Here is a 728-nt window from a genome sequence, read left to right as displayed (position 1 = left end):
CACCAACCTGGCATAGGTAGACCCTGGATACTCTGACAATAACTTTTGCTTCCAGACCAACCGTTCTGCCTCCGAGCCTTCCATGGTAAGGTAAAGCAAATAATATAGTTCCTCGCGGTAGACGGTAGATGGATACTCCTTTAATACACGTTGAAAAGACTCCACCGCTTTACCCGGCTCATTAAGATCAAAACGGTAAATTTTCCCGAGTTGGTACAAGGCATCTTCTTTCCGCTTCTGAGAATTGGAAAAAGCTGAGTCGGTCAGAGGAATATTTTTTTTAAGTTGAGCCCTTCGCAGCTCCCAATCCTGAGAATCTTTGGTGAGTCGAACTGGGGCCATGAGGTCACCAGGGGCCCCCGGATCGGTAGGCTGGGTGGTAGTGGCCAAAGAGGCCGGGTCAGAAAATGAGCTGGTTTCTTTACTCGATCGTCGCCAATCATCCTCTAATGGCCGGGTTCCCCAGATCCGGCGAAATTCCACTCTCCCCTGGTTAACCAATATAGGATCATACAACTCCCACCGCCGTTGATTTCCCGAAAGGGTGGGTACGCCAGACGGAGTGGACGGACGGTTCATGTTGGCCAGGTCTTGCTGCGCCTTACGCAGAAGGATCTCTTTTTCATCCTCTTCCCTTTCAATAATTACGTCCAGTTTGCGTTCCAGCGCGGCCGGATTCATCTGGGCCAATAGCTGGAGACTATCCTCCGTACGAACAACCGTGATTT

Annotated in this window: 1 protein-coding gene; it reads right to left on the bottom strand. The window is 50.4% G+C overall.

Translation table 11 applies throughout. The annotated features are described in order from the left end of the window. The coding region (locus ACLD7X_RS17515) for a tetratricopeptide repeat protein (protein ID WP_411424970.1) at positions 1-681 on the bottom strand (681 nt) is incomplete at its 3' end. Positions 682-728 lie beyond the last annotated feature (47 nt).

The sequence above is a fragment of the Aphanothece microscopica RSMan92 genome (assembly GCF_046613545.2).
Taxonomy (GTDB): Bacteria; Cyanobacteriota; Cyanobacteriia; order PCC-6307; family Cyanobiaceae; genus NIES-981.
This window is presented reverse-complemented; position numbering and strand designations above follow the sequence as displayed.